Below are 24,409 nucleotides of genomic sequence, written 5' to 3'. Positions count from 1 at the left end.
ATTCATATTAATAATATATTTATTTGGCTGAATTGTCTACCTGAAACCCTATGTTTAATACAATTCTTACTCATTCTACCCTCTTTTGCTTTAAATAAAATTAAAAAGGCAGGTTGCCCTGCCTATCTTTTTATAAGATATTTGATTAATTTGAATAAGAACCTAAAAAACATCAATAGTAGAACCGCCGTTACGCCGTATATAATATACTTTGTGTTTTTAACAGAGCTATCAACTTCAACATTTTTTACAACCACTTTGTTTTCGCTGTCTGTTTCTGCATCTTTTTCAGGCGCCCTTACGCAGTTTACAAGAAGTCTCTTTGGACTTGGTGGCCTCTTTGGTTCACATGTTAATAGCGTTAGCATATCCACATTGTAAACCGGCTTTAGCTTCTCCCATTCATATGGAAAGATTATTTCACTATTGTCCACCACATAGTCAAGCACCTTGTCTCCTCTATACACATACACATGGTCGCCCTTTTCTAGTCGGTCAAGGTGAAAGAACATCAGATCCTTGTAGTACCCACGGTGTCCTGCAATAACGGAGCGTCCTTTTTCTCCCACTGGAAGATGTGTTCCATCTATATGCGCCGCTCCCTTTGCAAGATGTCTTACAGAAGCGTCTAAATATATGGGCATCTTTATGTCCAGTTTTGGTATTTCTAAAAACGCAAACTCCTTATCAGGATTGTTTTTATAAATTGAGTACTGTCTCTCATAGTCCTCGTCTGAAAATGGATCCACAAAATTAATCTCTTCGTTATCGATATTCTTATTATACTTTTCTATATTTTTTTCTACTTTATCATCTTCTTTAGCTGAAGTTTGAATATATTTCTTTAACTCCTGGGACTTTGTAATCTCTGTATAACTCATGTTTAAAAAGTTCGATAGAGGAAGTCCTATACCTAAAAGGATTAAAATATATCCAAATATTTTTCTTTTACTTATCTTCATCTTTACTTATTTCACCTATTTTTTTATTAAGAAGCTTCACTTCTTTCCTTAAGAATATAAATATTGCAAGAAGGACTATTGTTATTGGCACAGAGAACATCAAGAAGTCTTTGTATCTCATAAATGAAGTTACATCTGAGCCCGGGCCAAGTATTTGTGGGTTATAAGGTATTCTATGACCTCTAACAAGTAGCCTGTGTGAATTTATCATGTATGGCGTGCAAGTTAAAAGCGTTGCATAGTCCTTGCCTTCCACAACTAGAACATCTTCAAAGTCCGAAGGTTCCACAACTTTTATCTGATCAACTTCATATGCTAAAACACCTTCGATGTTATGAATATAAAATTGATCCTTCTTCTTTAGCTTGTTTAGGTCTGTAAATAGTTTTGCAGTGGGAAGTCCTCTATGGGCAGTTATGACGGTGTGAGTACTTGCACCACCAACTGGAAGTGAAGTTCCCTCTAAGTGACCTGCCCCCTTTTGAAGAACGGACTCAGAAGTTCCTGCATAAATTGGAATGTCCTGTTTTATTGCAGGTATTTCAATATGTCCAATCTTTTCTTCTATTTCAAGCATTCTTGCATATTCTTTTATCCCCTCTTTTTCCTTTTCAGTGTAGGGGTCTGCAAGCTTTGATGGATCTAGAGTTTGATTATATGCCCTTGCAAGTTCAATCCTTCTTATTACTTCTTCACTTGGCAGTTCCTTTGCCAACTTGTCGAAACTTGCAATCTCTTTTCCACTTTCAACTCTATAGTACATTCTAGATATGATTGGATAGAGCATAATTGCAAAGCCTAATAAGAAGACTATGATAAAGGGAAGCTTTTTAGTTTTCTTTTTCTTCATCACTGGCTACCCCCATGTTTAGACTTTATATCTTTTAAAGTTAGCATAAGTTTTTTTCTCTTGTTAAAGTACTTAACATCCAAGTATATTAAAAGTATTATAAGCGCAAGGTCTACAAAGAATCCATATTTGTATAGAAGACCAATTCTACCAGTCCTTTGCATTTCTGCAGCATCAGCTGGATTATATTCAATTCTATGTCCCCTTACAAGAAGTCTGTGAGTGTTTATCATTATAGGCGTACAAGTTAGAAGGGTCGCATAGTCTTCTCCCTTAACTATTAACAAATCTTCAAACTGACTTGGCTCAACTATTTTTATTTGGTCTACCTCATAGGCAAGAGTCTGTTCCAAGTTATGTATGAAGAATTTATCTCCTATTTTCAATTGTGATAAATCTGTGAATAGCCTTGCTGTAGGAAGACCTGAGTGAGCTGTTATAACTGTGTGAGTGTCAAGACCTCCTATGGGAAGTGATGTTCCTTCCAAGTGGCCTGCTCCCTTTTGAAGAACCTCTTCTGCAGTACCTGCATAAATTGGTATGTCTATATCTATGATAGGAACTTGAACGTGACCAATCTTTTCATGTAGTTCCAGCATCTTGGCATAATTTTTTACCCCTTCTTCCTGTTTCTTTTTCTCATAGGGGTCTTCAGTAATAACATTATTTAATTTGTCATTGTATCCCTTTGCCAGTTCAATTCTCTTTTTAACTTCATCGTCGCCGAGTTTTTTCTTTTCCTCATCGAAGTTTCTAACTTGTTGATCTGCTTGAACCCTGTAATAAAGTCTAGAAACCTGTGGATATAACAAAATTAAAAATCCCACTATAAAAATAAGGATAAAGGGAAGCTGACTTCTCTTTTTCTTTTTAGTTTTATTCTTCATTTTTCTCCAATTCAGTCCAATAATTAGGAAAAGAGTGCTAGATGCACTCCCTAATTATTCCTTAATCAATTTTTTACCGATGTAGAATAGCAAAGCTCCTGCAATCACCATAACTATAAGAGTTATATCTCCTGTCTTCGGAACTTTAATCTTTTTCTTTTTTTCTTTCTTCTCGGTTTCCTTCGGTGTTGTTTCCTTAGGCGTAGTTTCTTCCTTGTTGTTCTTTATAACAATTTCAAACTTATCCGATTCTCCGGAGATTTCAAACTTTATAGTTTCAGATAGCACTTTGTAACCTTCTGGAGGTATTATCTCTTTTAGATAATAAGTACCATAAGGTAAACCTTCCACCACAAACTTACCTTTACTGTCAGATTTTATAATGTATGGCTTGCCATTCACTAAATAATCTTTGTAGTAATCGCCCTTTTTAACATTGACTTTGAACACCGCATTTTTCAAAGGGTTTTTTCCATCGCCGTCAACCTTTAAGAAATGATATTCTCCTGTGGGCTCTGTAGGCTTTGTGGGTTCTGTAGGTTCTGTGGGCTTTTTAACCTCAACTTTTGTTTCGATTATATCTTCATCCATTGGAATAAGTATAAAAAAGGGAGCTGTTTTATATTCTTTGTCACCTACTTCTCTTACATAGTAGGTTCCCTTTTCAAGATTTTTTACAACTATCTTACCATTAATGTCAGACTTTTCAGTTAACAAAGGTTCCCCAAATTTTTCATTTAACTGATCATCAGTATGTTTTTCATATTTTTTTAACTCTTCAGTTAAATCACCTGTTAGCTTTTCATTAGAAATCTTCCAAAGCTTAAGTTGTCTACCTTGAAGGTCTCTATCAGTTTGGCCTTTTCTAAGATGAATTTCGATTTGGCTTGAAGCCTGTACAAAAGATGCGGATGAAATTATAAGTAAGAATGATGCCATTAGAATGAACAAGAACCTTTTACTTACATTTCTCATTTCTATCTCCTAAAATATTTCCGTTGACAATTGCTATAATTAATTTCTATTTAACTAATATTTTAATTCATCCCATGTATAAGTGTCAATGAATATTTGAAATTATCCAGTTTTTTTACAAATTTCTCCTATTTTATAAAATATTTCTCGTTAATTGTTACAAAATTTCAACAATTCACTTTTTAAAGCCTCTTTCCTTTAATATCAACGTCTTATTATGATATAATACTCTTGTTTAGGGGGAAAATATGTTTAATTTTGATTATAAAGATAAAAATATAAAAAAAGTTCACTTTATTGGCATCGGTGGTATTTCCATGAGCGGTATTGCTCAGCTTTTAAATTTCCATGGCTATGAAGTTTCAGGTTCAGATAGAGATGACTCTGAAGCTTTAGACAATTTAAGAAGTCTAGGTGTAAAGGTTCATGTTGGTCAAAGAAGAGAAAATATTGAAGACCCTGACCTTATTATCTACACAGACGCCATACTTGACGACAACGAAGAGCTTATTCGCGCAAGAGAACTTACTTGCCCTGTAGTATCAAGGGGAGTTTTTCTTGGTGCACTTATGAAAAACTATAAGTACTCCATGGGTATTTCAGGCTCCCATGGCAAGTCCACTACCACAAGTATGATTTCAAAAATACTTGTTGAGGCAGATGTGGATCCGTCCATACTACTTGGTGGAAAGCTAGATGAAATTCAAGGCAATATGCACAATGGCAAGAGCGAATACTTTTTAACTGAAGCCTGCGAGTTCAAGGGAAATATTTTATACTACTATCCATCCCTTGCAGTTATTTTAAATATTGATGAAGACCATTTAGATTATTACAAAGACATAAATCACATTGTCAGCACCTTTATAGGCTACATGAAAAATCTTTCAGAGGACTCTAAGGCAGTCATTAATATTGATGACGGAAACTGCCTTCCACTATTGGAGCATATAAAGGGCGAAATTATTACTTTTGGAATTGAAAATGAAAAGGCAACATATAATATTACAGACGTAAACTTTGACGAAGTTGGCCATCCTTCATTTAACATTACAAGTGACAGAAATGGCTTTGGATGTCATCATTTCAACTTAGGCATTATTGGAAGATATAACATTTACAATGCAGCAGCAGCAATTATTACAGCCTTTGAAACTGGCATAGACATGGAGCATATTAAAAATTCAATCTCAAACTACCACAACCTTCACAGAAGAATGGAAGTTATAGGAGAGTATAACGGCGCCATGATTATGACAGACTACGGCCATCACCCTACGGAGATAAATGCAACCATGTCTGCACTGGGAGAGCATAAGAAGGGTCGCCTAATCTGTGCTTTCCAACCTCACACTTACAGCAGGACAAAGCATCTATTAAATGAATTTGCAAATTCTTTTAATGACTGCGACGAGGTTATAGTAACTGAAATTTTTGCAGCGAGAGAAAAGTTTGATCCATCTATTCACTCCATAGACTTAGTGGAAAAGCTTAGACAAAACGGAGTCGATGCCATCTATATAAAAACTTTTGAAGAGGCTTGCAAATATATTCGTGAACATGTAAGAGAAGAAGACACTGTTATCACTACGGGATGTGGTAATCCAGATGTGCTTGCAAAAATGATAGTAAAGTAGAGGTTAATTATGATTTATTTGAATTGCGATTATTCAGGTGGTGTTCATCCGAACATTCTTAAGAGACTTATGGAAACAAATGAAGAAACTTCTGGAGTTTATGGCTTTGACCATTACTCTGAAGAAGCGAGAAATAAGATTAAAGAACTTTGTAACAACGAAGACATGGATATCTTTTTTATTTCCGGTGGTACTCAAACTAATGTGGTTGCCATATCTGCAACTATAAAGCACTATCAAGCTGTTATATCATGTGACACCGGACATATTAACACCCATGAATGTGGTGCCGTTGAAAACACAGGACATAAAATCGTAACCCTTCCCAACAGAAACGGAAAACTTTGGGCAAAGGACATTGCAAAACTAATTGACGCTCACCATGTTCAAGGTATGGCAAGAATTCATGATGTCCAACCGAGAATGGTATATCTATCTAACTCAACCGAGTTTGGAACAATCTACACAAGAAAAGAGATTGAAGAAATTTACCAAGTTTGTCAACAACATGGTCTTTACTTATACATTGACGGTGCAAGACTGGGATATGCCCTTACTGCTGAAAACAACGACATAGATTTAGAATTTTTAGCAAGTCACTGTGACCTGTTCTACATTGGTGGAACTAAGATTGGCGCAATGTTTGGAGAGGCACTAGTAGTTATTAACCCTGAAATAAGAAAGGACTTCCAATACAATTTGAAACTTAGAGGAGCTCTTCTTGCTAAGGGAAGAATGTTAGGAATTCAATTCTTAGAACTATTTACAGACAATCTTTACTTTGACATTGCAAGAAACGCAAATAAACTTTCAACAAAGCTTAGAAAGGCACTAGTTGAAAAGGGATATGAACTAACTGTAAACTCTCCTACAAATCTTACATTTGTAGTTATGAGTGACGAAAAATTAATGAGACTTTCTCAAGACTTCGCATTCGAAGTTATAAGCCGTCATGATGAGTACTCAAAGGTTGTAAGAATAGCAACTGGTTGGGACACAAAGGAAGAAGACATTGACGCATTGATTGAAAGATTATAATAAACATCCCCCGGCATAGCCGGGGGTTTTTCACATGCGGCCCAAAGGGCCTGTATTACAAGCCACGCCTCAAAGGCATTGGTCGATCTGCCACTTGCAAACTTTACTTGCTACCCTTTAAAAGGGTCAACTACATCAAATGTTAACTGCTCGCTTAATTGGTCTGTCTTAAGTTGATTTCTTATATATTCTTCTATTTTCTTTGCATTCTTTCCTGCTGTATCTACATAATATCCTCTACACCAAAATTGTCTTCCCCTATATTTGTACTTTAAATTTCCCCACCTTTCATATATCATTATGCTACTTTTACCTTTCAAAAAACCCATGAAGCTTGATACTGATATTTTTGGTGGTATCTCCAATAACATATGAATGTGATCGGGACAAACTTCCGCTTCTATGATATTTACTTCTTTCCAACTACATAATTCTCTTAATATTGCTCCTATTTCTAGTCTTTTTGATCCATAAAATTCTTTTCTTCTATATTTTGGTGCAAATACTACATGATATTTACAATTCCATTTAGTATGTGATAAACTATGAGTGTCATTTAACGATGTCATTCAATACCTCCTTGATTTTTTATTTTGCAGTTGGCAGACCGCAATTTTATTATATCACCGAGGTATTTTTGTTTAGTTATCATCGCTAAAGCTATACTGAACCCCCAGTCTAACTGGGGGTTTTCTTATACAATAAAAGACACTCAGAAATTCTGAGTGTTTTTTATATCTTCAATTGTTCAACCTTAATATTATTTCTCTCGAGCAGTTCCATTGCGTACTCGTCTATCCTATAGCCTGCTTCATAATATATTTCAGAGATGCCCGCTTGAATTAAAGCCTTGGTACAGTTTAAACACGGGAAGTGGGTAACATAGCACCTACATCCTCCTACTTTAATTCCTTCCTTTGCGCAGTATAATAATGCATTCATCTCCGCATGGATGGTTGCAATACAGTGGCCGTCCCTCATGGTGTGTCCAACTTCATCGCAGTGTGGGTTTCCTGCAACTGAACCATTATATCCAGTTGAAACTATTCTATTATCTTTATTCACCAACACACATCCCACATAGGCCCTGTCACAGGTGCCTCTAGTAGCTACCATCTTAGCTAAATTCATAAAATATTCATTCCAAGAAACTCTCATAATCCACCCCTTTTTTATATTGTATCATTTAATTGCAAAAGTAAAAGATTGTTATAGATAATAATAAAATTTCCTTACATTTTAAAAATCTGTTATAATTTTTTTATGGAGGAATTATGAAGAAATTATTTATGATTATTCTTCTTGCAATAGTCTTTGTTTCCTGTAGAGGGAAGGATAGTTTAAGTGAGTTAAAGGAAATAAAGATTGATCTTTCAAAAAATCCAAAACTTGAAAGCTTAATCAACGATATAAATAAAAACGATAACCACTCCGCCCTTATTTTAAATAAGGATAGTTTTCTTTTCGTTTATAATAACCCCAATTCAAAGGTCAAGGATTATAAACTTAAAATTAATAAAGGGGAGCTATACATAGACTTGGAAGATGCAGTTGCACATGACGAACCTCTACGCTTTTATGAAGTTGCAGGAGGATCTCACACAGAAGAATACTTAAAAAAATATTCCTTTCCTAAAAAGATTCACATCTTAAAAAACGGAAAGGATTTAGAAGTTGTCTACTTTGAAAATGTAGAAATAAAGTAGTATGTCAGGGGAACCTAACATACTACTTTTTTAAATTTCAATTCCACCATTAAAATAATAAGAAAGTGCCACATATATTATTGGCTGATGAATTATATAGAAGAAAAGTCTGTTTCGTCCAATAAATGTAATTGGGTCGTAGGATTTTTTCTTTTTTTGTGGTTTAAAGCTCATGTATATCTTACCTAAAAAGTAACCACCAATTAGTAAAAATATCCATGGCAGTATTGGATAATAATCTGCAGAACTAAAATTTTCTCCTGGAAAGCCTAGAAAGAAAAGGTATTTTAGTTCATATAGCCTTTGTGGTAGGTGAACCGCTCCTGTAGGCCAGTTCAAGTATCCATTTGTTACAGGCCAAAATACATAGAAGCCAAACATGGATAGTACAAATCCCAAGTAGCCATTGATGTATTTTAGGATAAGTTCTAAAAAAACCATTATCAAAGTGCCAAAGGCAAAGAAGTGAATTATGCCAAACACTATAAATTCATCGGGCATAAGTAGATAGGTCAGTACTGAAATTGCTACTGCCACCACGGAAAGCTTTGCAATTTTAAATATATATCTGCTTGAAAAGTGTAGTGTCATTCCAGATATAGTCATAAACAAAAACACTGCCACAAGTCTGCCATAATCCATCCACTGAGAGGGAAAGAAATTTATATCACGATTAAATATAAATTTCAAATCGTATGCAAAGTGGAAAAACATTATAAATAGCATGGCAAGTCCTGCAACAAAATCTATTCCATTGTATCTTCCTTTTTTCTCTATTTTTTTATCCATAACTTCTCCTATAGTAGTGGTGCAAATACTTTTAATATGGACCCTGCTATCTTAACAACAAAAAATCTGCTGTTCATCTCTTGAAGCGTCTTTCTTTGAGACACTTCCATTGTTTTTATAAAATCGTCTCTTATGTCTTTTACAATCGGTGAGTCGAAGAACCAAACTCCATTTTCAAAGTGAAGATATAGTGAACGGAAATCTACGTTTATGGTACTTACAATTGCCACGTCGTCATCGGATACAATATTTTTTGCATGTATAAATCCCGGTTTGTATTCATATATCTTAACTCCCGCCTCAAGTAGTGGTTCGTAGTAGGATCTTGTTACCATAAATACCATCTTCTTGTCTGCAATATATGGTGTGATAATTCTAACGTCTATTCCCCCCTTCGCTGCATTGGTCAAAGCTGTCAACATTTCTGAGGACAGAATTAGATATGGAGTGGTTATGTACACATATTTTTTTGCTCTGTAAATTATATTTAGATATGTGTTTTCTCCCACTGTCTCCTTGTCCCTAGGTTCATCTGCAAATGGTTGAACAAAACCCTTATCCGGTACAAAGCCTTCCTCTTTGATAAAGTCCCTTGGAATATAGTCGTTGAAGTCTAAAAATTCGTCGCTTAGTGAGTTCCACATGGATAGAAAAAAAACAGTTAAGGACCACACTGCCTGTCCTTCAATTCTTACACCAGAGTCCTTCCAATGACCAAATCGTACAATCTTATTTATATATTCATCCGCAAGGTTTAGTCCTCCAGTGTATCCAATTTTGCCATCAATAACTGCAATCTTTCTATGGTTTCTGTTATTATGTTGCGGTAGTACTATATATTTTATTGGGTTGAAGGCTTGGTATTTAATTCCTGAAGCCCTTAATCTATTTCCAAAGTCTCTGCCCATTTTGTTCATGCAGCCAAAGTCGTCATAGATTAGCCTTACGTCTACGCCTTCTTCAATCTTTTTTTCCAAAAGTGATACTAAGGTATCCCACACATAGCCCTTGTCAATTATAAAGTACTCTAAAAATATAAATGACTTTGCGTTCTTTATGTCTTCAATTAAATCTTCAAAGTAAAGTTCTCCCAGTGGATAGTACTTTGACTTTGTGTTTCTATAAACTGGACAGCTTGCATAGCGTTCCAAGTACCTGCTTTGCAAGTAGGCGTCGGGGTCATTTATCTCTTCCAATGTATTTTCTTCATTTGACATTAAAAAGTGAAATGAAGATGTTGTTGATGCCATTCCCTTTGTTACGCGCTCAGCAAATTTATTTTTTGCGAAGAATAGATATAGGAAAGACCCAAACAACGGCAAGGTAAGTATGGGTATTATCCATGTTATCTTGTAGTCTGGGTTGGTGTCTTTATTGATTAAAACCACCGTTAATATAACGGAAAGTACAAATGATACAACGTAAAACCATATAAAATTCTCTTTAAGAATTATGAACATCTCAATGATGAGTACAAGTTGTATCAAGAATATTATCACCATTGGGAAAGCTCTTGAAGTAACTATTTTAAGTAATTTTTTCATCTCTTTGCCTTACCTCTAACTTCTACCACATCTATTTTAAAAACTGAAGTTCTGTCTATTGCATTTCTATTGTATTCAAAGCCGTCACCTAAATGGAAGCTGTTACAAAGAACTTCTAACGCCCTTTCCTTTTCATCATACTCTTTTATTTCGTGAACGACTCCACTTCCTATAACGCTGGAGTAGTTCATGGTGCAGTAGCCCCTTTCCATGTCCGTTACAAGTTCAAGGTCTGTGTCTACTTCAAAAGAAACAAATGCATTTTCTTTTATATAATTATACTTTGTCCCTGTGGTGGCACCGTGAAAATAGAGTATTATCTTTTCATCTTTATATTCCACTCCCGTGTTCACAGGAAGTATGTATGGCGATTTTTCTCCATTAAAAGCAAGAATCGTTCTATCGGATCTCTTAAGAATATCCACTATTTCATTTATGTCTTTTACTTCTCTATCCTTTTTTCTCATAAGACTCCTCCTACAATCACTTTACTTAACTATAACACAGGGATTAAAAGAATAATAGAATATTTTTATTTTTTTACAAAAAGTCTTGCATTTTTTTTATTTCATTATATAATCACTAAGTACGGTAAAGGAGAGAGAAATGAAAAAAATATTTAGCATAAGATTATTACTTGGATGTAAAGTAGATTCAAGGGAAGTTTTTGAAGAAGCTTTGCTGCTGGTTAAATTAAATAATATTGACGATATACAGGAAATAATAACTGAATATATGAATGATTTAGAAGAAGAGAACGATAACAAAATCTTCGAATTAATTTCTCTTCTAGACTATTATGAAGTAACCGACGAAATAGAATTTTCTGTTCCATATCTTCAAATTTATTCAAGATTTATCGGCGAGGAAGAGCTTGAACTCTATCCAGAATTCAATTAAAGCTAATCAAGCACTCAGTTTTAAAATTTAAGTTTGTTATACTTACAAAGTTTAATTCTATACAGAATATTATTTCAATTAAGGGGCTGAGTGCTCGATTTTTAAAGCTAATTAAAACGGTGTGACAGATATTTTCGTCACACCGTATTTTTTATTTTGAACCAGTTTCTGTTGTTTCTTCGCCACCCTTTTCAGAGTCTGACTTGTTGTCAGAGGCCTTTGCCTTATCCCCTGTAACATTTGGTGGGTTTTTAATAGGATTTACAAATGGTGACATAGTCACTTCACCGGTAAGAACATTTACTTCTTTTTCTTCAATCTTACCAATATGTCTAATGGCAACTTCGTCATTTTCCTTGAATAGATCTACTGATGCCGCTGAGCCATCTTTGTTTATAGGTTGGAAGTTTTCATCAGTTGTGTACTCGTAGGTCTTTCCTCTAAACTTTTCAGGGCTTTCATCAAGTGCCTTTAGTACAAATTTAGTTTGTTCTCCAACTTTTTCCATTGATTCAATTTTCGCAAAGAAAACTGATGTCATCTTTTGTCTTTCTGCTGCCTCTTTTTGTCTTTTAGCATTATCAAAGGCTCCAAATATTGAAACACCTATGATTACTGCAAAAATAATCGCAAAAAATTTCTTCATCTTTTCCTCCATAATAGCTTTATTAAATTCAAATAGCTTTGAATTTTAAATATAATTTATTTTACAAACTTCTCCTTTAATCAGGCTTAAATTCTTATTCTTCTAAATAAGCTTTAGCTCCCTTTATTCCATCAACGGCAGAGCTCATTATGCCTCCTGCATAACCTGCACCTTCGCCAAGTGGATAAAGCCCTTTGGTGTTTATGGAAATAAAACTCTCCTTGTCCCTTACAATTCTAATTGGAGATGAAGTTCTGGTTTCAACTCCAGTTAATATTAATACTGCATCCTCCAAAGAAAAACCTTCTAACTTTCTATTGAGGTTTATTATTGCTTCCTTTATTGCCTCGTTGATTTCATCTGAGTAGATTACATTTAAATCTTTAAACACTGTCCCCGGTTTATATGTGGGGAAGACTCTTTTAAACTCTGTTGAAGTTTTGTTTTCTATATAATCCTCCACCAGTTGCACAGGAGCATAATAATTTTCTCCCATATTAAATGCTATCGCTTCAATTCTCTCTTGAAACTCCATTCCTGAAAGAATTCCTTCCCCATAGTCCTCTTCATTTATGTTTGTAATTATGGCAGAATTTGCATTTTCTAAATTTCTGCTGTGATAGCTCATTCCATTTACACATAACCTATGTTCTTCGGAACAGGCTGATATAACCCTACCTCCTGGGCACATGCAGAATGTATATACACCTCTACCCTTCTTCGTCCTATAGGTAAGTTGATATTCCGCCTGTGGTAAAATTGGGTTCTCGAACTGGTCCCCATATTGTGCCTTGTTAATTAGGGTTTGTGGATGTTCAATTCTAAATCCCACTGCAAATGGTTTTGATTCCATGGACACGCTCTTTTCATGTAACATTCTAAAGGTGTCCCTTGAGGAGTGTCCCAGTGCTAAAAATACACTGTCCGTTTCAAACTCTACCTTATCTGTAACAACGCCTTTAACTTTTCCATCTTCAATTATTATATCCGTCATCTTCGTGTTAAAGTGAACCTCGCCACCAAGAGAAATTATTTCACCTCTAATGGACTTTATAACTTCTTTTAAAATATCCGTACCAATGTGGGGCTTTTGTAATATTTTTATTTCTTCTGGAGCTCCGTGTTTCACAAACACATCTAATACTTCTCTAATAAGAGGGTCCTGTGACCTGCAGGTTAATTTGCCATCGGAAAAAGTTCCTGCACCCCCTTCTCCAAATTGAACATTGGACCTTGTATTAAGTGCATTGCCATCCCAAAAGTTCTCCACCGACTGGGTTCTTTCGTCAATTGATTCTCCCATTTCAATTACTATGGGATTAAAACCATATCTCGCCAATGTTAGTGATGCAAATATTCCACAGGGACCAAAGCCTACAACCACAGGTCTTTGTCCCTTATTTCTATTTACATCTACTTTAAATTCTTCCTTTACATACTCCCTAACTTCTCCTTGATTAAACTTAGAAAGTTTCTTTTTAGATAGGTCTATGTGCACAATAACGGAGTACACAAATTGTATTTTATTTCTTCTTGCATCAATGGACCGTCTATAGATTTCGTATTCAAATCCGTCGTACTTTATTTTTAATTTGTTCTTTATCTTATCCCTCAAATTATCTAAGGGTTCATCAATACCAAGCTTTAAGTTGTTTACAAATATCATAGTTCTCCTTTAAGTCCTGTGTTATATCCCATGGACTCTAAAATTTCCACAGATCTCTTTCCAATTCCTAAGACTCTCTTTCTAACATCAGCTGACACTGCAGATTCTAGTTTACCTCCTGGTAAATAGTCCTTGATGGATGTTACTTTTCCTTGAATTACCCCACTGGATCTATCCATCCACACCCATGTTGGATATAGGTCCATACCTTCAAGGGTTGTCACCTCTTCGTCCAGGTCCTTCTTTATCTTTAGGTTTGCAATAAGACCTGCTTCCACTTCATTTAATCCATTGTACTCAAGTCTTTGTCCCGAAATTGAATTGCCCATGGAGTAAAATATATATTTTTTCACTCCATTTACATTAACTTCTTCTATGGGTTGTAGCACATGTGGGTGGCTTCCTATTACAATATCCGCACCCCATTCCAGTAGATTATGTCCATTGGTCTTTTGAAAATCCGTAGGACTGAATACATATTCCTCTCCCCAATGTGGGAACACAATTAAGAAGTCCACTTGCTTTTTTAATTCCTTAACGTCTTTTTCCATGGTGACTGGGTCCATAGGATTAATCATAACCCTTTGCTCTTCTGTAAGAATTGGATCCAGACCATTAAATCTTTGGGTGTATGCTAAAATTCCTATTTTTATATCATTCTTTTCAACGATTAAGTAAGGTCTATCTCCAATTTTAAAAGTACCTGTGTGGTATATTCCATTGGCGTCCATGGCGTCAATGGTATCTATTATTCCATCTACCTTTGAGTCCAGGCAGTGATTGTTTGCAGTGGTTAATATGTCAAAGCCCGCCTCTTTTAAATCCTTAATTGCTTTAGGTGGTGTATTAAACATTGGATAGTCCGAAAGATTTCTCTTTGGTGTGGAAGTGGTTTCGTAATTTCCCGCCATTAAGTCAAAACTATTTATTAAATCTCCCACTTCTTTGTAGAAAAATGAAGTGTCGTAGTTTCCTTCACTGTCAACATTTCTTTGAAAGGTCCATGGATGATACATTATATCTCCCGTCACTCCAAGGGATAGCTCTGTAGTTCCCTTCTTCGCCACTGTTTCTTCAACTTTTTCTTCCCTGGACTCTGTAGAGATGTTACTTACTTTTATATCACTTGAAGTCTTCTCTCCATCTTTAGGCACACAAGAGCTAAGACCTAAAAGTATTAAAAAGCAGAATAAAAACCTAGTTACTTTTTTCATTTTCTTCCTCCATATAATATGTTCCCCTATATCTTATCAAATTATTGAGTATTATGTGATATAATCATGAAAAAGAATTAAGAGGAAGAGATATTTGTGAAAATAAGAAAAATTTTAGTTGCTAATAGAGGCGAAATTGCCGTAAGAATCTTTAGGGCCTGTAGCGAACTTGGAATAAAGTCCGTTGCAATCTATTCAGAACAAGATAATACCGCTCTTTTTAGAACCAAGGCCGACGAGTCCTATGAAATAGGAATTGGTAAAAATCCTGTGGAAGCCTATTTGGACATGAACGAAATCATAAGCCTTGCAAAGAGAAAGGGCGTTGATGCAATCCATCCTGGATATGGATTTTTATCAGAGAATAAAGAATTTGCAAAGAGATGCGAAGACAATGGAATCATCTTTATTGGGCCAAGTTATGAAGTGCTTGACACCCTTGGAGATAAAATAAAATCAAAAATTGCTGCAAAGAAGGCAAATGTACCAACCATCCCTGGAGTGGACAAGCCTATTAGAACAAAAAATGACGCTTTGGAATTTGCAAAGGAAGCGGGATACCCTGTTATGATAAAGGCTGCTGCCGGTGGTGGTGGTCGTGGTATGCGAATCGTTAATAATGAAGAAGAACTTATTCCTGCATTTAAGTCTGCACAGTCGGAGGCGAAGAAGGCCTTTGGTGTTGACGATATGTTTATTGAAAAGTATTTGAGCAAGCCAAAGCATATTGAAGTGCAAATACTTGGAGACAAACAGGGAAATATTGTTCATCTGTACGAAAGAGACTGTTCAATTCAAAGACGTCATCAAAAGTTAATTGAATACACTCCTGCTTTTGCCCTTGATGAGAGCTTAAGAGAAAAAATATGTGCTGACGCCGTTAAAATTGCAAAGTCAGTAAACTATTATAATGCTGGTACTGTAGAGTTTCTTGTGGATGAAAAGGGAAACCACTATTTTATAGAGGTAAACCCAAGGGTTCAAGTTGAACATACCGTAACGGAGCTTGTTACTGGCGTTGACATTGTGCAGGCACAAATATTAATTGCCCAAGGCCAAAGTTTAACACATGAACTTATTGACATACATTCACAAGAAGATGTGTCCCTAAGGGGCTACGCCGTTCAATGTCGTATAACCACTGAAGACCCGACAAATAACTTTGCCCCAGACACTGGAGTAATTGACGTGTACCGTTCAGGGTCTGGATTCGGAGTTCGTCTTGACGTTGGTAACGCCTATGTAGGGTCAGTTATTACACCATACTATGACAGTTTGCTGGTTAAGGTTACTACCACTTCAAGAACATTTAAAGACACTGTTAACAAAGCAAAGAGAGCACTAGGCGAGCTAAAGGTCAGTGGAGTTAAAACCAATATTGCATTTTTATTAAACGTTTTAAACTCAGAGGACTTTGTGTCAGGAGAAACTAATACAGGCTTTATAGAGCAAAACCCTCAGCTATTTGATGTAGCTCCAAGAAACGACAAGGAGTTAAAGGTATTAAATTACATTGGCGACATTGTAGTTAATAATAAAAATAGAATCAACAAGAGTTTTGATACCGTTAAAGACTATTCATATTTAGAAGGAGAAGAATTAACCCCTGGAACAAAACAGATTTTTGATAAGGAAGGCGCAGATGGTCTTGTAACTTGGATTAAAAATCAAAAAGATACACTGCTTACAGATACCACTTTTAGAGACGCCCACCAGTCACTACTTGCAACGAGAGTTAGAACCGTGGACATGGAAAAGATTGCTCCCGCAGTTGCAAAGTATATGAATGATTTATTTTCCCTTGAAATGTGGGGAGGGGCAACCTTTGACGTTTCGTATAGGTTCTTAAAGGAAGACCCTTGGGAAAGGCTTAGAATCCTTAGAGAAAAAATTCCAAACATACTGTTCCAAATGCTGGTTCGTGGAAACAACACCGTTGGATATAAAAACTATCCAGACAATGTGGTTAAGAAATTTATTTCGAAATCGGCACAGGAAGGAATCGATGTGTTTAGAGTGTTTGACTCACTAAACTGGATTCCTGGCATGAGATATGCAATGGACTGTGTGTTAGAAGAAGGCAAAATCCTTGAAGCAACCATGTGCTATACGGGGGATATTCTCGATGAAAAGAGGGACAAGTACAGTCTTTCATACTATGTTAACCTGGCTAAGGAACTGGAAAGGTGTGGCGCCCATATAATCGGCGTAAAGGATATGTCAGGACTTTTAAAACCATATGCGGGAGAAAAACTTATAAGGGCTTTGAAAGATGAAGTGTCTATACCAATTCACCTTCATACCCACGACACCACAGGCAATGGCGTTGCAACAGTTCTTAGTGCAACGGAAGCAGGAGTTGACATTGTTGACACTGCATTTAACTCCATGAGTGGCCTAACAAGTCAACCTGCTCTAAACTCAGTTGTGGCGGCGCTTGAAAACACCGAAAGAAAGACCAATATCAATTTGGATTATGCAGAAGATATATCTAAGTACTGGGAAGTGGTTAGACCAATTTATCAAAACTTTGAATCGGATTTAAAATCCGGATCAACTGAAATATATAAATACGAAATCCCTGGAGGGCAATACTCAAACTTAAAACCACAGGTGGAATCCTTTGGCCTTGGTCATCGCTTCAAAGAAGTTAAGGATATGTATAGAGAAGTAAATCAAATGGTGGGAGATATTGTAAAGGTAACTCCATCATCAAAGATGGTTGGAGACTTTGCCATATTTATGGTTCAAAATAATCTAACCCCTGAAAATATCTACGAAAAGGGAAAAAGTTTAGACTTCCCAGACTCTGTAGTATCATTCTTTAAGGGAATGATGGGGCAACCACTGGGAGGCTTCCCTGAAAAGCTACAAAAATTAGTTTTAAAAGGCGACGAACCTATTACTGTAAGACCAGGAGAACTTTTAGAACCGGAAGACTTTGAAAAAGATAAAAAATATCTTGAAGATAAATTTAATTTTGAACCTTCAGAAGAAGATTTAATTGCATATGCCCTATACCCAAAGGTTTTTGAAGACTATATTGAAAGTAAAAAAGATTTTGGTGAACTTTCAAAAATGGAATCTAAAGTATTCTTCCATGGAATAAACTTGGGACAAACTAGGGAAGTCAAACTTGCAGAAGGAAAGAATTTAATTATAAAACTTGTGGACATCTCCGATGCAGACGAAGAGGGCAATGTTTCACTGGCCTTTGAAGTAAATGGAAACAGAAGGGTTATAAAGGTATTCGACAAGCATGCTGAAAAGGAATTTAAAGGCAGCTTCATACAAAAGGCAAACCCTGAAAATAAAAAAGAAATTGGAGCAAGCATTCCAGGAACCATAGTTAAAGTTCTTGTTCAAGAGGGGCAAGATGTAAAAGAGGGACAACCTCTTATGGTCATTGAAGCCATGAAGATGGAAACAGATATCCTTGCACCAATGAGCGGAAAGATAGAGACAATTACAATTGAAGAAAAAGAAATGGTTGAATCGGGACAACTATTAATAAGATTTGAATAATAAAAAGAGAGTGTGTCAGAATTATTAATTCTAACATACTCTCTCATTTTTTATTTCTTGTCTCTTATTCTAGCAGTGGTGCCAAATATAATTGCCGCGATTGCAGCGGGTAAAATCCATTCAAAACCAACGGAGCCAAATGGTAATAGCTTTATAGTTTCAACTGGCTTTTCTAAAATATGGAAATGGCTATATAGAGTCTCCATTAAACTTATAATAAAGGTTACAAGAACAGCTCCCTTATAGGTCATGTCATATTTAATATACTGGTCAATCATACCCATTAAAATAAGCACTATAATAATTGGATATACGGTTGAAAGTATTGGAACTGCCGCTTTAATAAGTCCTTCAACACCTGCCAGAGAAATTAATCCTGAAGCAATTACAGTAAGTAGTACAACCTTTTTGTATCCTAATTTTTCATTTGTAATTTCAGAAAAGAAGTCTCCTGAAGTTGCACTTAGTCCAACGGATGTTGTTAAACATGCAAGGGACACCGCAATACCTATTGCAACCTTACCCTTAGGTCCTAATACATTATTCACTGTGCCAAGTAGTATATCAACCCTTGTATTTTCCATGGTGTATAACTTTGAAGCGGTTGATCCAACATAAATAAGACCACCATATATACTTGCAAGAAGTAAAAACGCAACAAAGCCCACCTTCTTAACTACTTTATATCTTTCAGTGTCGTTTTCATATCCTCTTCTTAAAAGATCCGATACAACTATACCCGACATAAGCGCCGCACCAAGTGCATCCATTGTTTGATATCCTTCAGCAAAACCCTTTAAGAAAACCCCATCCGTCTCCGGAGGATCCATAGCTCCAATAGGACTTATAATACATTTGATTATTATTATAAAAAGTATAATCACAAGCCCTGGCGTTAAGTATTTTCCAATTTTATCAATTACCCCAGATTCATTAAATACAAAGATAGCAGTTAATGTAAAGAATATAATTGCAGTTATCCAATGGGGTACACTTGGAAAAACTTTAGAAACAAATACCTCGTGGGTTGTTGCTGCGGTTCTTGGAATTGCAAACAGTGGCCCTATGGTAAGTATGGTAACTGTACCAAGAATTTTAGAAAAAGTAGGTCCAACTCTCTTACCAAGGTCATCCGCTCTTCCACCAAGCTTTGCAGTTATAATTACACCAAGTATAGGTAGCACTGGGTCTGTCAATAAAAATCCAAACATTGCCTTCTTGTATCCACTTCCCGATAGCACACCTAGATATGGAGGGAAGATTAAATTCCCTGCGCCAAAGAATATTGCAAAAAGCGCAAACCCCACGATTATTATATCTTTAAATTTTTTGTTCATAATATCCCTCCTTTAATTTTTAGTTTTGTTTGCGTTTGTAAAATAATACTTAGTCTAATTCTAATTCTTAAATATTATACAGTCAAATTTATTTTTTATCATCAAGGTGATTTGGACGATATTTTTATTAATGACGGCAAAAATCACAATTATTTGGATGATTTATTAGCCACCATAAAAAAATATTTGTTTTCATGGTATAATCTAGTAAAACAAAGATGGAGGATAATATGAAAAAGAAAATTTTTAGTGTATTATTAGGAACTTCATTAGTTCTAAGTAGTTTTAGTATTTCTGAAGCAGCTACTCAACCTGAAGTAAAAAGATTATCTGGTACCAACAGATACTCTACTTCCGTTGCTGTATCAAAGGCTTACTACGAAAGTAGCAAAGAAGTTGTTGTGGCTTCTGGAGAAGGCTTTGCCGATGCACTAGTTGGTGGTACTCTATCAGCTCAACTTAATGCTCCTTTGCTTTTAACTTCTTCAAAGGCACTTCCAGAAGATGTTAAAAACGAAATAAGTAGACTTGGCGCCGAAAAGATTTATCTTTTAGGTGGTGCAGAAACTGTAAAACCTGAAGTTGAAGCTAAATTATCTGAAATAGCTTCTGTAAAAAGGCTTTCTGGTAAGAATAGATTTGAAACCGCTAAGGAAATAGGTCGTGAACGTCTTGCTCTTGCAGGAACTGAAGAACACCACATCGCTGCAGTAGATGGTTTCGAGTTCCCAGATGCATTAGCATCCGCTCCTTTTATTGGAAGATTCGGCTCTGAAAATGCAAAATTGACTTTATTACTTCCTTTCTCAAACGATATAAAACCTGATTATATTGTAGGTGGAGGAAAATCTGTTAAGTATGATGGAGAAATCTTAAAGAGATTTAAAGGAAATGACAGAGTTGATACTTCTATTGAAATAGCAAAAAACTATGAAGAATTTTTGGGAGTTAAACCTAAAACTTTAATTGTTGTAAATGGCGATGATTATCCTGATGCCCTTTCTGCAGTGTCCGCTTCTAAGGCTTTAGATGCACCTATAGTTCTTAATAGAGGTAAGGCTGTTTCTAAAAACCTAGTTAGCTATATTGAAAATAATGAAATAGAAAAAGTTATCGTTATTGGTGGCGAAGGTTCTGTTCCTAATTCAGTTTACCAAGAACTTGTTACTGGTAAACCTTTTGTAGAACCTACAGAACCCGCTAAACCAGTTGAACCAACTGAAAAGCCTAAGGATAATATAATCGTAACTAATCCTTCTGGCGTTCCAATGGACTTAGATAAGTTATGGGTTGACTCAAATGGAAAAGGATTAATAAAGGGAAATATAACTAAAAGAGGAAAGATATATCACGTTCCAGGACAAGCTTCTTATAACCGTACAGGAATAAACCCTCGAAGGGGAGAAAGATGGTTTAAAACTGAGAGAGAAGCACAAAAAGCTGGTTGGAGAAGAGCAGAAAAATAAATAAAAAAGGGAGTTCATGTGACTCCCTTTTAATTTATCTATTAAAGTTTTGAGTAATATCTTGAGTGTCTCTTAATATTTCCATTCTCGCTTTAGCTTTTTCAAGCTCTTCTCTGCCTTTTTTTATATTTTCTTCGTCTTCTTTTGTGGGAAGTGTTTTTTCTTCATGTTCATTTTTTACTTTGTTCAAATCTCTCTTGTCCATAACATCCTCCTATCTTTTATTATCTATAACATACCCATTTTGAAAACTTGCTCTCATATGCCTCGCCAGTTTAACCTCTCCTTTGTTGACAATTACATTTCTATAAGATACCATAAAAAATAGATGGTCCGATAGGTAAGGCTAACTTAGGGATATGGATTACTGCCGCAAAGTGATGGAGACATTATGCGCCGGTTAACAGGCTATATCGTACGAAGGTGTAGTTTATGTAATTTCAACGCCCTATGAAGCTAAAGCTCACACGGTTTCTAATTACCCACAATGATCATTTCATCTGTGGGATTTTTCATTTATAAGGAGGTTGAATTATGGAAAAAACCTTAGAAATTCTTGAATTAAGACTTAGGGAATCTTTAGAGGAAAAAAATCTTAAAGAGGCTAAAACCATTTTAAATTCTCTTAATATTTACGATATTGCTGAATTTTTTAATGACCTTTCTCAAACTGATTTAACTATTTGCTTTAATCTCTTATCCAAGGATACAGCTGCACTAGTGTTTGCCGAAATGGATATTGAACAGCAAAAACTTCTTATTGAAGGTTTTTCTGATGAAGATTTAAAAGAGATAATCAACGGTTTAAGAACCGATGACAAGGTGGATATTATAGAGGAACTACCTTCAAATCTTGTTAAGAAAGTCTTAAAGTTTACAAGCCCTGACCACAGAAAGGTAATTAACACCATGTTAAATTACCCTAAAGATTCTGCTGGGTCAATAATGACTATAGAGTATGCGGCGACAAAGGCTGGTCACACTGTTTCAGAAGTTATTCAACAACTTAAAAAGACAGGTGCCAATAAGGAAACTATCGATATTATTTACATCATTGACGATACAAGACACTTAATTGGTGAAGTGTCACTGGCAGACTTGGTGCTTTCTGATTCAGATTCACCTATATCTTCTGTTATGAACCACGATGTTATCTCTGTTAACACCATCGAGGACAGAGAAGATGTAGCAAGGCTATTTACGAAGTACGACTTCACCAACATGCCGGTGGTGGACAACGAAAACAGACTTGTTGGTATTATTACAGTTGACGACGTACTAGATATTATAGAAGAAGAAATGACAGAAGATATGGACATCATGTCTGCGATAACTCCAACTGTTAAGCCTTATAAGCAGCTTTCAGTTTTTGAGATTTGGAAAAACAGATTTCCATGGCTACTTATTCTACTTATCTCTTCAACTTTCACTTCATTAATTCTTATGAATTATGAAAAGACCTTGGAAAGATATGTGGTTCTTGCAGCGTTTTTACCTATGATTACAGATACTGGTGGTAACGCTGGAAGTCAGTCAGCTTCAACAATAATACGTTCTCTATCATTAAAGGAAATCGAGCTTAAAGACTTGGCATATGTTATTTGGAAAGAAGCTAGAGTTGCAGTTCTTGCAGGGCTTACCCTTGCATTTTTCAACTTCTTAAAGCTTATGTACTTTGATAAGGTTGGCTTCCAAGTTTCACTTGTAGTTTCCCTTACAGTTTCAGTAACAGTTTTATTAGCTAAGGTTACTGGCTCCATACTTCCAGTTGTAGCTGAAAGTCTTGGCGCTGACCCTGCCGTAATGGCAAGTCCACTAATAACAACAATAGTCGATGCACTTGCTATTCTTGTATACTTAAGAATAGCCATGATGATTTTACCATTTTAAAAGGAGTTAAAATTGAAAACTAGAATTGAGCATGATAGTATTGGTGAATTAGAAGTTCCCGTAGAGCACTACTGGGGAGCGCAAACACAAAGATCTTTTCAAAACTTTAAAATTGGAACAGAGAAAATGCCTGTAGAGATTATCCACTCTCTTGCAGTTGTTAAACGCTCCTGTGCAAAGGTGAACTGTTGCCTTGGAATACTTTCTGAAGAAAAGAGAGATTTAATCGTAAAGGTATGTGATGAAATACTTGAAGGTGGTCTTAAGGATGAGTTTCCCCTTGCCCTGTGGCAAACAGGAAGCGGAACTCAAAGCAACATGAATGTAAATGAAGTTGTAGCCCACAGAGGAAACGAAATTTACGGAAGTGACCTGCTTCATCCAAATGACGACGTGAACAAGTCACAGTCTTCAAATGACACCTTCCCTACCGCAATGCATATTGCAGCCTATAGAGAGGTTCACACAAAACTTTTACCTCAGATAAAGAAAACTCTCGACGTGCTCTATGGTCTTTCAATTGACTACGCAAATATAATAAAGGTAGGAAGAACCCATCTTCAAGATGCAACTCCCATTTCCCTAGGACAAGAGATATCCGCATGGTCAAATATGCTTGAAAAGTGCTATGACTACATTGAAGAGTCTTCAAAGCATCTACTTGCTCTTGCAATTGGTGGAACAGCTGTGGGAACTGGGCTAAACGCCCCAGAAGGGTATGACGAGAAGGTATGTAGTGAAATTAGTTCATTTACAGGTTTCGAATTTGTGCCTGCGGAAAATAAATTTCACTCCCTTTCATCAAAGGACGAGCTGGTAAATTGCCACGCTGCACTTAATACCCTTGCAACAAATATTTTAAAGATTGCAAATGATGTAAGATTTTTAGCATCGGGACCAAGATGTGGAATTGGTGAGCTATTAATACCTGCCAATGAACCAGGGTCTTCAATAATGCCGGGCAAGGTCAACCCAACGCAAGCTGAGGCAATTACAATGGTTGTGGCTCAAGTTATGGGCAACAACACCACGGTTTCATTTGCCGGATCCCAAGGAAACTTCCAGTTAAATGTTTATATGCCAGTAATAATTTATGATTTCCTACAGTCCACAAGGCTTTTAACCGACGGCCTTAAGTCTTTTACAGACAATTGTCTAAGGGGAATTAAACCAAACGAAGAAAAAATAAAAGAATATTTAGATAACTCACTAATGCTTGTAACTGCACTTAATCCATATATTGGATATGAAAATGGTGCAAAGATTGCAAAGTATGCCCATGAAAAAAATATTTCTTTAAGAGAAGCTGCCCTTGAATTAAAAATTCTTACGGAAGAAGAATTTGATAAACTTATGAAACCTGAAGAGATGGTCTAA

General features: G+C 35.9%; 22 protein-coding genes and 1 riboswitch. Of the genes, 8 read left to right on the top strand and 14 right to left on the bottom strand.

Annotated elements, in window-relative coordinates:
• Positions 1 to 122: 122 nt before the first annotated feature.
• The 4 genes from WKS98_RS02880 to WKS98_RS02865 are packed head-to-tail and all read right to left on the bottom strand — an operon-like array spanning position 123 to position 3,674.
• Positions 123 to 962, bottom strand: a complete 840-nt coding sequence (locus WKS98_RS02880) for a class C sortase (RefSeq protein WP_498916743.1) — start codon at positions 960 to 962, stop codon at positions 123 to 125.
• On the bottom strand, positions 949 to 1,812 hold the full coding sequence (locus tag WKS98_RS02875) for a class C sortase (RefSeq protein ID WP_498916742.1): 864 nt from the start codon (positions 1,810 to 1,812) through the stop codon (positions 949 to 951). The genes WKS98_RS02880 and WKS98_RS02875 overlap by 14 nt, the downstream gene beginning before the upstream one ends.
• A complete protein-coding gene (locus WKS98_RS02870) occupies positions 1,812 to 2,699 on the bottom strand; it encodes a class C sortase (RefSeq protein WP_498916740.1) in 888 nt (295 codons plus the stop codon). The genes WKS98_RS02875 and WKS98_RS02870 overlap by 1 nt, the downstream gene beginning before the upstream one ends.
• 54 nt (positions 2,700 to 2,753) lie before the next feature.
• Entirely contained in the window at positions 2,754 to 3,674 is a 921-nt protein-coding gene (locus tag WKS98_RS02865) for an MSCRAMM family protein (protein WP_498916738.1), read from the bottom strand.
• Between the two features lie 248 nt (positions 3,675 to 3,922).
• On the opposite strand from WKS98_RS02865, the gene murC reads away from it, so the two are divergent.
• Together murC and WKS98_RS02855 are read left to right on the top strand one after the other, a co-directional pair.
• On the top strand, positions 3,923 to 5,311 hold the full coding sequence (gene murC, locus WKS98_RS02860; RefSeq protein ID WP_498916736.1) for a UDP-N-acetylmuramate--L-alanine ligase: 1,389 nt from the start codon (positions 3,923 to 3,925) through the stop codon (positions 5,309 to 5,311).
• A 9-nt stretch (positions 5,312 to 5,320) separates the two neighbouring features.
• Entirely contained in the window at positions 5,321 to 6,349 is a 1,029-nt protein-coding gene (locus WKS98_RS02855; RefSeq protein ID WP_498916734.1) for a threonine aldolase family protein, read from the top strand.
• Between the two features lie 110 nt (positions 6,350 to 6,459).
• On the opposite strand, the gene tnpA is transcribed toward WKS98_RS02855, so the two are convergent.
• Together tnpA and WKS98_RS02845 are read right to left on the bottom strand one after the other, a co-directional pair.
• A complete protein-coding gene (gene tnpA, locus WKS98_RS02850) occupies positions 6,460 to 6,918 on the bottom strand; it encodes an IS200/IS605 family transposase (RefSeq protein ID WP_498916732.1) in 459 nt (152 codons plus the stop codon).
• Positions 6,919 to 7,081: 163 nt separating this feature from the next.
• Positions 7,082 to 7,507 carry a deoxycytidylate deaminase gene (locus WKS98_RS02845; RefSeq protein ID WP_498916730.1) on the bottom strand — a complete coding sequence of 142 codons (426 nt, stop codon included), beginning with the start codon at positions 7,505 to 7,507 and terminating at the stop codon, positions 7,082 to 7,084.
• A gap of 116 nt (positions 7,508 to 7,623) precedes the next feature.
• On the opposite strand from WKS98_RS02845, the gene WKS98_RS02840 reads away from it, so the two are divergent.
• Positions 7,624 to 8,055 (top strand): hypothetical protein, encoded by a 432-nt coding sequence (locus tag WKS98_RS02840; RefSeq protein WP_498916728.1) that lies wholly within the window; start codon positions 7,624 to 7,626, stop codon positions 8,053 to 8,055.
• A gap of 30 nt (positions 8,056 to 8,085) precedes the next feature.
• On the opposite strand, the gene WKS98_RS02835 is transcribed toward WKS98_RS02840, so the two are convergent.
• The 3 genes from WKS98_RS02835 to WKS98_RS02825 are packed head-to-tail and all read right to left on the bottom strand — an operon-like array spanning position 8,086 to position 10,855.
• Positions 8,086 to 8,844 (bottom strand): heparan-alpha-glucosaminide N-acetyltransferase, encoded by a 759-nt coding sequence (locus WKS98_RS02835; RefSeq protein ID WP_498916727.1) that lies wholly within the window; start codon positions 8,842 to 8,844, stop codon positions 8,086 to 8,088.
• A gap of 8 nt (positions 8,845 to 8,852) precedes the next feature.
• Positions 8,853 to 10,388: a cardiolipin synthase gene (gene cls, locus WKS98_RS02830; RefSeq protein ID WP_498916725.1), complete on the bottom strand. Its 1,536-nt coding sequence runs from the start codon at positions 10,386 to 10,388 to the stop codon at positions 8,853 to 8,855.
• On the bottom strand, positions 10,385 to 10,855 hold the full coding sequence (locus WKS98_RS02825; RefSeq protein WP_498916723.1) for a pyridoxamine 5'-phosphate oxidase family protein: 471 nt from the start codon (positions 10,853 to 10,855) through the stop codon (positions 10,385 to 10,387). Before WKS98_RS02825 ends, cls begins: the two co-directional genes overlap by 4 nt.
• Positions 10,856 to 10,994: 139 nt before the next feature.
• Here WKS98_RS02825 and WKS98_RS02820 point away from each other — a divergent pair, with 139 nt between their 5' ends.
• Positions 10,995 to 11,288, top strand: coding sequence for a hypothetical protein (locus WKS98_RS02820; protein WP_498916722.1), 294 nt, complete (start codon positions 10,995 to 10,997; stop codon positions 11,286 to 11,288).
• Positions 11,289 to 11,439: 151 nt separating this feature from the next.
• Here WKS98_RS02820 and WKS98_RS02815 read toward each other — a convergent pair whose 3' ends face one another.
• From WKS98_RS02815 to WKS98_RS02805, 3 genes are all read right to left on the bottom strand, one after another.
• A complete protein-coding gene (locus WKS98_RS02815; RefSeq protein ID WP_498916720.1) occupies positions 11,440 to 11,934 on the bottom strand; it encodes a hypothetical protein in 495 nt (164 codons plus the stop codon).
• Positions 11,935 to 12,028: 94 nt separating this feature from the next.
• On the bottom strand, positions 12,029 to 13,600 hold the full coding sequence (locus WKS98_RS02810; RefSeq protein WP_498916718.1) for an NAD(P)/FAD-dependent oxidoreductase: 1,572 nt from the start codon (positions 13,598 to 13,600) through the stop codon (positions 12,029 to 12,031).
• Positions 13,597 to 14,814, bottom strand: a complete 1,218-nt coding sequence (locus WKS98_RS02805) for a CapA family protein (protein ID WP_498916717.1) — start codon at positions 14,812 to 14,814, stop codon at positions 13,597 to 13,599. The genes WKS98_RS02810 and WKS98_RS02805 overlap by 4 nt, the downstream gene beginning before the upstream one ends.
• A gap of 96 nt (positions 14,815 to 14,910) precedes the next feature.
• On the opposite strand from WKS98_RS02805, the gene WKS98_RS02800 reads away from it, so the two are divergent.
• Positions 14,911 to 18,339, top strand: a complete 3,429-nt coding sequence (locus WKS98_RS02800; protein ID WP_498916715.1) for a pyruvate carboxylase — start codon at positions 14,911 to 14,913, stop codon at positions 18,337 to 18,339.
• Between the two features lie 50 nt (positions 18,340 to 18,389).
• Here the strand turns inward: WKS98_RS02800 and brnQ are convergent, their stop codons facing one another.
• Positions 18,390 to 19,676: a branched-chain amino acid transport system II carrier protein gene (gene brnQ, locus WKS98_RS02795; RefSeq protein ID WP_498916713.1), complete on the bottom strand. Its 1,287-nt coding sequence runs from the start codon at positions 19,674 to 19,676 to the stop codon at positions 18,390 to 18,392.
• 230 nt (positions 19,677 to 19,906) lie between these two features.
• Here brnQ and WKS98_RS02790 point away from each other — a divergent pair, with 230 nt between their 5' ends.
• Positions 19,907 to 21,142: a cell wall-binding repeat-containing protein gene (locus WKS98_RS02790; protein ID WP_498916711.1), complete on the top strand. Its 1,236-nt coding sequence runs from the start codon at positions 19,907 to 19,909 to the stop codon at positions 21,140 to 21,142.
• A 34-nt stretch (positions 21,143 to 21,176) separates the two neighbouring features.
• Here the strand turns inward: WKS98_RS02790 and WKS98_RS02785 are convergent, their stop codons facing one another.
• Entirely contained in the window at positions 21,177 to 21,347 is a 171-nt protein-coding gene (locus WKS98_RS02785; protein WP_498916709.1) for a hypothetical protein, read from the bottom strand.
• 120 nt (positions 21,348 to 21,467) lie between these two features.
• Positions 21,468 to 21,622: riboswitch (M-box (ykoK) riboswitch) on the top strand.
• Between the two features lie 54 nt (positions 21,623 to 21,676).
• On the opposite strand from WKS98_RS02785, the gene mgtE reads away from it, so the two are divergent.
• Positions 21,677 to 23,032, top strand: a complete 1,356-nt coding sequence (gene mgtE, locus WKS98_RS02780) for a magnesium transporter (protein ID WP_498916707.1) — start codon at positions 21,677 to 21,679, stop codon at positions 23,030 to 23,032.
• A gap of 12 nt (positions 23,033 to 23,044) precedes the next feature.
• Entirely contained in the window at positions 23,045 to 24,409 is a 1,365-nt protein-coding gene (fumC, locus tag WKS98_RS02775) for a class II fumarate hydratase (protein WP_498916705.1), read from the top strand.

Source organism: Lagierella sp. ICN-221743 (genome assembly GCF_037890055.1).
GTDB lineage: Bacteria > Bacillota > Clostridia > Tissierellales > Peptoniphilaceae > Mediannikoviicoccus.
Note: the sequence above shows the minus strand (reverse complement) of the source record. Positions and strands in the feature narration are given on the sequence as shown.